The organism is Bradyrhizobium cenepequi (genome assembly GCF_020329485.1).
GTDB lineage: Bacteria > Pseudomonadota > Alphaproteobacteria > Rhizobiales > Xanthobacteraceae > Bradyrhizobium > Bradyrhizobium cenepequi.
This window is the reverse complement of sequence record NZ_JAGKJI010000109.1, coordinates 1-6,218: the sequence shown is the minus strand read 5'-3', so window position 1 is coordinate 6,218 and position 6,218 is coordinate 1. Positions and strand designations below refer to the sequence as shown.

Below are 6,218 nucleotides of genomic sequence, written 5' to 3'. Positions count from 1 at the left end.
GAGCTTGCCACTCATTCGAGCAGATCGGGTCCAACTGCAACAAGTGATTCTCAACTTGATTGTCAACGCCATCCAAGCGATGAGCGGCGTCGGCGAGGGCGCGCGGGAGTTGCTGATCAGTACCCGGAAGGCCGAGCCGAACGGCGTGCTCGTCGGGGTGCGAGATTCGGGTCCGGGACTGGCGCCGGCGGAGCTTGAGCGCGTCTTTGACGCCTTCTACACGACAAAGTCCGGCGGCTTGGGGATGGGCCTGTCGATCTGCCGGTCGATCATTGAAGCGCATGGCGGACGGCTGTGGGCCAGCACGAACGTGCCCCACGGCGGCGCCACCTTTGAATTCACTGTATCTGCCCAGCCGGACATTACATCGTGATTGGATCCTTCGCGTCCGCCGCTCGTCTGGTCCGGATGAACGCGACAGCATTGGAGGTTGCCCTTATCCAGTCGCCCCTTTGACAAGACGCGCCCCCATCTTTGCACGACCGCTCGGCGTGACGTGAGCCCGCGCCTACCGTGGCCATTGCTCGCGGTCGATTGCTGGCTTGGGCGCCGGGCTCGAGACGGCGCAGCGCCGCCACGAAAACAAAAGCCGCAGCCGAACTCCTGTGTGTACCGAAAACCTTATCTTATCCGAGTTGATGAGGTGACGGAATCGCCTAAGCTGGATGAATGATCGGGCTACTCTGTTTCGTACTGGCCGTCCTGGCCTCGCCGCTCAAGTCGAAGAGCCGACTTGAAGCAGAGAATGCGGCGCTCCGACATCAATTGATTGTCTTGAGGCGTAAGCTGCATGGTCGCGTCCGGCTCACGAGCAATGATCGCTGGTTCTTCATTCAGCTCTATCGCTGGTTTCCATCGATCCTGCAGGTCCTCACGATCATCCGGCCCAAGACGCTCGTGCGGTGGCATCGGGCCGGCTTTCGCCGCCACTGGCGCCGGAGGTCGCGCCCACGGGGAGGGCGACCGCAGATCGATACTGAATTGCGGGCGCTGATCCGGCGAATGAGCATCGATAATTCGCTTTGGGGAGCACCGCGTATTCATGGCGAACTGCTCAAGCTTGGGTTTGAGGTCGCGCAATCGAGCGTTGCCAAGTACATGGTCAAGCGCCGAGGCGCACCAAGCCATAGATGGTGGACCTTCCTGCGTAACCATGCGCCGGACATTGCCGTCATAGACCTGTTCGTCGTTCCCACCATCAGTTTCGACCTGCTCTATGCCTTCGTCATCGTCCGACTAGATCGCAGAAACCCGGCCTGGATCAACGTCACAAGAATCCGACGGCGGAATGGGTTGCACGTCAGATCGATCTCGCAGCTCAGCAACCGCCGTCTTCGGCAGCAGGCCTGCAGAAGCTTTTCAACGAGGCCGGAAAGAGCCTCGCCGACATGTTGTCCTTGATCGGACGCCTGCTGGAAGCCCATGAAGCGGAAACACAGCCCTCGCCAGACCTGCGGTGCTACGACTTGCGGAAGAGTCTCGCAGGCGCGGTTCGCCGCGCCAGGGCGACCGCCAAAGCCTACCGGATTAACCTGACGATCGAGGAGCAAGACCAAGCTGTGCCGGCGATGGTGGACCGCGACGGGCTCGACCAGATCCTCGATAATCTCCTATCGAATGCGCTGCGCTTTTCGGAAGCCGGCTCGTGAGTTTACCTCTCCGTCAGAATCGACGAGCGCCCTTTCATCGAGGTGGCAGATGAAGGGATCGGCATCCCGCCAGAGCAGCGAAGCCAGCTGTTCGGCGAATTTCAGCGAGGCTCCCTCCGTCCGCTCAACGGTCCTCGAGGATCAGGTCTCGGCCTTTACATCGTGCGGACTCTCGCGCTCAGAATGGGCGCCGAATGCATCTACAAGTCAGGCGCGAGGGGTGGCTCGGTGTTTCGTGTCGTATTCCACGGCAGCGAGCCGCAGACGCGGGAAATCAGAAACGCCAGAAGTTACGATCAAATGGGACGGCGTTCGAGATCGAAATGATGATGGCATAATCGACCTTCTGCTAGATACAATCAGTGTGCCGATCTCGTCGGCGCGGCGATGAAGTTCCTGACCGACTGAGAGTGGGAGGATCAGGCGGCCTCCCGTCCGTCAAGAGCGCTCGTCAAACGCGATTCGAATGCAGAAGTGGGCGCTATGGCCATAGGGCGATGACGTGATCTTGACTGCGATAGGATTGAGACGCAGCTAACAGTTCGCCACGTACATTTGAAGCCTCAAGCGATCCCTCAGACGCCACCTGGAAGATCCCATCTCGCGGCCGGCCCTTCAGGGGCTTTGCTGCTGTCGTCGAAAGTGTAAGACCGCTCGCGATCGGAGCCCTCTCATTGGGTGGACAGTTGTCCGGTTGATCAGCAGAAATGGTAATGTTCGCCGTCGATTATCACGGCTTTTACTTGCACGAGCGAACGGTGCGCGTCTCATACGCTGAGAAGATTCTGTGGCGGGACGGTCAATATCAGCGCAAGCCGCCATATCCGAGCTTAACGCTTCTTAAAGTCGAAAGAGGCAGAGTCGTGTCCAATTGTAACAAAGATTCATGCTTAATCATGCTGCAGAAGTTAACTATCGGGAAAAAGCTCCTTCTCATCGTTCTGATCTTCACGGCCGTGCTGGTGTGCGCAACCAGCTATATGCTCTTGGACATGCGGTCGGGAATGTTTGAGGATCGCAAGGCAAAGCTTCGGGCCCTCGTCGAGACAGCAGTCAGTACCGTCAACCGCTATGGGGATCTCGCAGCGGCCGGCAAGATGCCATTGGAAGAGGCGCAGAAGGCAGCGTTGACTGTCCTGGCCGGCATGAACTTCGATGGCAAGAACTATTTCTTCGTGTTCGACCGCAAAGGCATCATGAAGATGCATCCGTCGCGAAAGGACAACATTGGCCAGAACATGCTGGAGTTGAAGGACGATCAGGCCCGGACAAACTATATCGGATACCTGGAAGCAGCCAACAAGTCTGCGGCGCTGGAGGGATTCTCCCAGTTCCCGGGAAGGCGGCCTGGCTCGACGGTGAACGATACTCCGAAGCTCTTCTTGAGCGCGGTCGACAAGCATTGGGACTGGGTCGTCACCACCGGCATCTTCATCGATGATGTCAACGCGATATTTCTCAGCCGCGCCTTTTGGGTTGTCGGCTCTCTTTGCGTAGGTCTATCGCTGAGCCTAGTCATGACGATCTTGCTGGGTCGTTCTATAACGCGCCCTTTGAATCGGACGGTGACGGCCCTTGAGGAACTCAGCGCTGGAAAGTTCGATACTGAAGTATTAAACGACGAAAGCAAGACGGAAATCGGGCGGCTCAACCGTGCCTTTGTCCAGTTTCGTGAGAAGATGAAAGAGACCGAAGCGTTGAGAGCCAGTCAGGCGAATGCCGAAAAGCTGGCCGAGGCCGAGCGCCGTAACGCAATGCTGCGCTTTGCTGACGAGTTCGACACGGCGGTGGGGTCGCTCGTCGATGCCCTGTTTGCAGAAATTGAACAAACGTCTCAGACTGTGACGCAGCTCTCAAAGAGCGCCAGGGATTCTGCTGCAGGAACAGAACGTATGGACAGCGCTGCTTCATCGGTCTCGGAAAACATACAGACAGTAGCGGCGGCCTCTCAAGAACTAGCGGCATCGATCAACGAAATCGGGCGCCAGATTCATCTGACCCGTGACATTGCGCAGGAAACGCGAGCTCGCTCTTCCGAAACGGAGCAGCGGGTAGCCGCATTGTCGGACACTGTGGAAGCAATAGGGACGATTATTGAGATCATCAACTCAATTGCGGAACAAACCAACCTTCTGGCACTCAACGCAACCATCGAGGCCGCCCGCGCAGGAGAAGCAGGCCGGGGCTTCTCGGTGGTTGCCTCCGAAGTGAAAGCACTGGCAAGTCAGACCACGAAAGCGACGGAAGACATCAGTAGGAATATCGAAATGGTCCGTGCTGCTACGACTGCGGCGGTGGAGGCGGTTCGCTCGATTTCAACTTCCATCAACGGGCTGGACGAGTCTGCGGGTACAATAGCTGCCGCCGTCGAAGAGCAAAATGCCGCCACCTCCGAAATCAGTCGGAACACCACTGTAACCGCTGAGCAGACAGTTGCGATAACGCGAACGATTGCGGACGTAACTCGTTCGGTGAATGGTACAGATCATTCGGCTCGCGAAGTGGAGCAACATTCGGTCGCAATGCGCGGCAGGTTCGAAGACATGCGACGCGAGGTCCACGCCTTCCTCGGACGAATTCGAGCTGCTTAACAGCCTGGCCGCGACCGGTACTCCGGGATACGTGCGCATATTGTCGGCACTTTGACTTCGGCTTCCTCACGGCCCATTCATCGTTCGCGCGTGTGGCACAATTGGCGCAAGCCGATAGGCGGCCCATCGGCGATGAAAACCTGCAAGAATCCAGCGCTGGATTTCACGCTTTCCTTCCAAGCCGCAATGTAGCTGCCGTCGATAAACTCGTTCGTTCTCCGGACGCGAGATCGATCTGGTCCGCAGAACAGATCACATATGTTGCTCGGTCCCTCACCGGCGCAGTCCTGTGTGTACCGAAAACCTCATTCGAGTTGATGATGTGATGGAATCGCCTAAGCTGGCGGAATGACCGGGCTGCTCGGTTTCGTGTTGGCCGTCCTGGCCTTGCCATTCAAGTCGAAGTTGCGGCTCGAAGCGGAGAACGCGGCGCTGCGACATCAATTGAGGCGCAGGCTGCATGGCCGCGTCCAGCTCACGAACCAGGATCGCTGGTTCTTGGTCTGGCCGTACCGCTGCTTTCCCTCAATCTTGCAGGTTTTCACTATCATCCAACCCGAGACGCTGGTGCGGTGGCACAAAGCCGGTTTTCGCTGCTACTGGCGTTGGAAGTCACGCTCGTTGGGAGGACGGCCGCCCATCGACACAGAACTGCGCGGACTGATCCGGCCGATGAGCCTTGACAATCCGCTGTGGGGTGCGCCACGCCATGGTGAACTGCTCAAGCTCGGGTTTCAGGTCGCGCAGTCGAGCGTCGCGAAGTACATGATCAAACGACGCTGGCCGCCAAGCCCGGGATGGCGGACGTTCTTGCGCAACCACGCGCCGGACATCGCCGCCATGGATCTGTTCGTTGTTCCAACGATCGGATTCGACCTGCTCTATGCCTTCGTCATCGTCCGGCTCGACCGCAGAGATCTCGTCTGGATCAACGTCACAGCAAATCCGACGGCCGAATGGTTGCCCGTCAAGTAATAGAGGCATTTCCTTGGGATGAGGCTCCGGGCTATATGATCCGTGATCGGGACCGGATCTATGGCAGCGTTGTCACGCGCCGGTTGCGCGCCATGGGCGTCCAGGACAAGCCGACCGCGCCAGCCCTCGCCTTGGCAGAATGGCTTTGCCGAACGACTGATTGGATCAATCCGGCGAGAATGTGTGGACCACGTCGTCGTTGTCCTGGGCGAGGCGCATCTGCGCCGAATTCTGCGATCGTATGCCCGCTATTACAACGACATCAGAACGCATCGGTCGTTGGATAAAGACGCGCCGGTCTCTCGTCCCGTTCAACGGATAGGAAGCATTAAATCACACGCCATCCTTGGCGGGCTTCATCACCACTACGTTCGGGTGTAGCTGTTTTCAGTACACACAGCCTCGACGACAATGCGCTACTCGGGTTCAGCGCGTTGGAAGACGCCGGCGCAATGCTTCGAACAGTTCGGCCCGGCGACGCTCGTAAAGCGCCCAAGGATCGGCGCCGAACTGCGTCACATCCTCAAACCAGCTCTCGAAAACCGGCCCCGTCACAAAGTCTACGATGACCTGCCGGTATTCTCGGCCGAAGGACTCAAGAAGGACATCGCCGCCACGATAACGTTCGTCCAGTTCGGCGAAGCTCAGGAGACCGCGCTGCAGATCGTCGCGCATCGCAAGGATTGACGTCGCCTCCGCCTTGTCCGCCCATGCGCCGGCCTCGACGAGGCCGAACCAAAGCATAGCAATAACCGTCTCAACTGTTCGGTCGCCCTCCGGTCGCCCACGCCCGATCCCGGCTTGGAAGGCCTCTTCGGCGACGTCGATCTTGAAGACGCGCCCCGTCGGCCCCTCGCGCACCTGTCGGATTTCCTCCGGCAACTGCCGCGCGACGATAGCGAGCGCGACGAGCACGAATGTCGCAAAGGCCGCGAAGGCAATCGTCATACCTGGCTCGGTACTGAATGTGCGCGGCACGAGAAATATCGCACCACCGGCGAAA

8 protein-coding genes are annotated in these 6,218 nt (G+C 58.5%); 6 read left to right on the top strand and 2 right to left on the bottom strand.

All coding sequences use genetic code 11. From position 1 onward, the window contains the following. A partial coding sequence (locus J6497_RS40075; RefSeq protein WP_249793975.1) for an ATP-binding protein occupies nucleotides 1-373 on the top strand: 373 nt, incomplete at its 5' end. 305 nt (nucleotides 374-678) lie between these two features. Here the strand turns inward: J6497_RS40075 and J6497_RS40070 are convergent. Then, a complete protein-coding gene (locus tag J6497_RS40070; protein ID WP_225709654.1) occupies nucleotides 679-1,080 on the bottom strand; it encodes a hypothetical protein in 402 nt (133 codons plus the stop codon). A 308-nt stretch (nucleotides 1,081-1,388) separates the two neighbouring features. Between J6497_RS40070 and J6497_RS40065 the strand changes: the two genes are divergently transcribed. The 5 genes from J6497_RS40065 (at nucleotide 1,389) to J6497_RS42385 (ending at nucleotide 5,596) form a co-directional block, all read left to right on the top strand. After that, nucleotides 1,389-1,649, top strand: a complete 261-nt coding sequence (locus tag J6497_RS40065; RefSeq protein ID WP_225709653.1) for a sensor histidine kinase family protein — start codon at nucleotides 1,389-1,391, stop codon at nucleotides 1,647-1,649. A gap of 18 nt (nucleotides 1,650-1,667) precedes the next feature. After that, entirely contained in the window at nucleotides 1,668-1,976 is a 309-nt protein-coding gene (locus tag J6497_RS41460) for a sensor histidine kinase (protein WP_225709655.1), read from the top strand. Between the two features lie 386 nt (nucleotides 1,977-2,362). Continuing rightward, nucleotides 2,363-4,240, top strand: a complete 1,878-nt coding sequence (locus J6497_RS40055) for a methyl-accepting chemotaxis protein (RefSeq protein WP_225709652.1) — start codon at nucleotides 2,363-2,365, stop codon at nucleotides 4,238-4,240. Between the two features lie 348 nt (nucleotides 4,241-4,588). After that, on the top strand, nucleotides 4,589-5,215 hold the full coding sequence (locus tag J6497_RS40050) for a hypothetical protein (protein WP_225709651.1): 627 nt from the start codon (nucleotides 4,589-4,591) through the stop codon (nucleotides 5,213-5,215). A gap of 60 nt (nucleotides 5,216-5,275) precedes the next feature. After that, nucleotides 5,276-5,596: an integrase core domain-containing protein gene (locus J6497_RS42385; protein WP_225709650.1), complete on the top strand. Its 321-nt coding sequence runs from the start codon at nucleotides 5,276-5,278 to the stop codon at nucleotides 5,594-5,596. A 45-nt stretch (nucleotides 5,597-5,641) separates the two neighbouring features. Here the strand turns inward: J6497_RS42385 and J6497_RS40040 are convergent. Further along, the coding region (locus J6497_RS40040; protein WP_225709649.1) for a hypothetical protein at nucleotides 5,642-6,218 on the bottom strand (577 nt) is incomplete at its 5' end.

Bases quoted from the DNA above. Each gene is read 5' to 3' on its own strand.
- J6497_RS40065 (WP_225709653.1), top strand. From the start codon at position 1,389: ATGTTGTCCTTGATCGGACGCCTGCTGGAAGCCCATGAAGCGGAAACA.
- J6497_RS40055 (WP_225709652.1), top strand. From the start codon at position 2,363: ATGTTCGCCGTCGATTATCACGGCTTTTACTTGCACGAGCGAACGGTG.
- J6497_RS40050 (WP_225709651.1), top strand. From the start codon at position 4,589: ATGACCGGGCTGCTCGGTTTCGTGTTGGCCGTCCTGGCCTTGCCATTC.
- J6497_RS42385 (WP_225709650.1), top strand. From the start codon at position 5,276: ATGGCAGCGTTGTCACGCGCCGGTTGCGCGCCATGGGCGTCCAGGACA.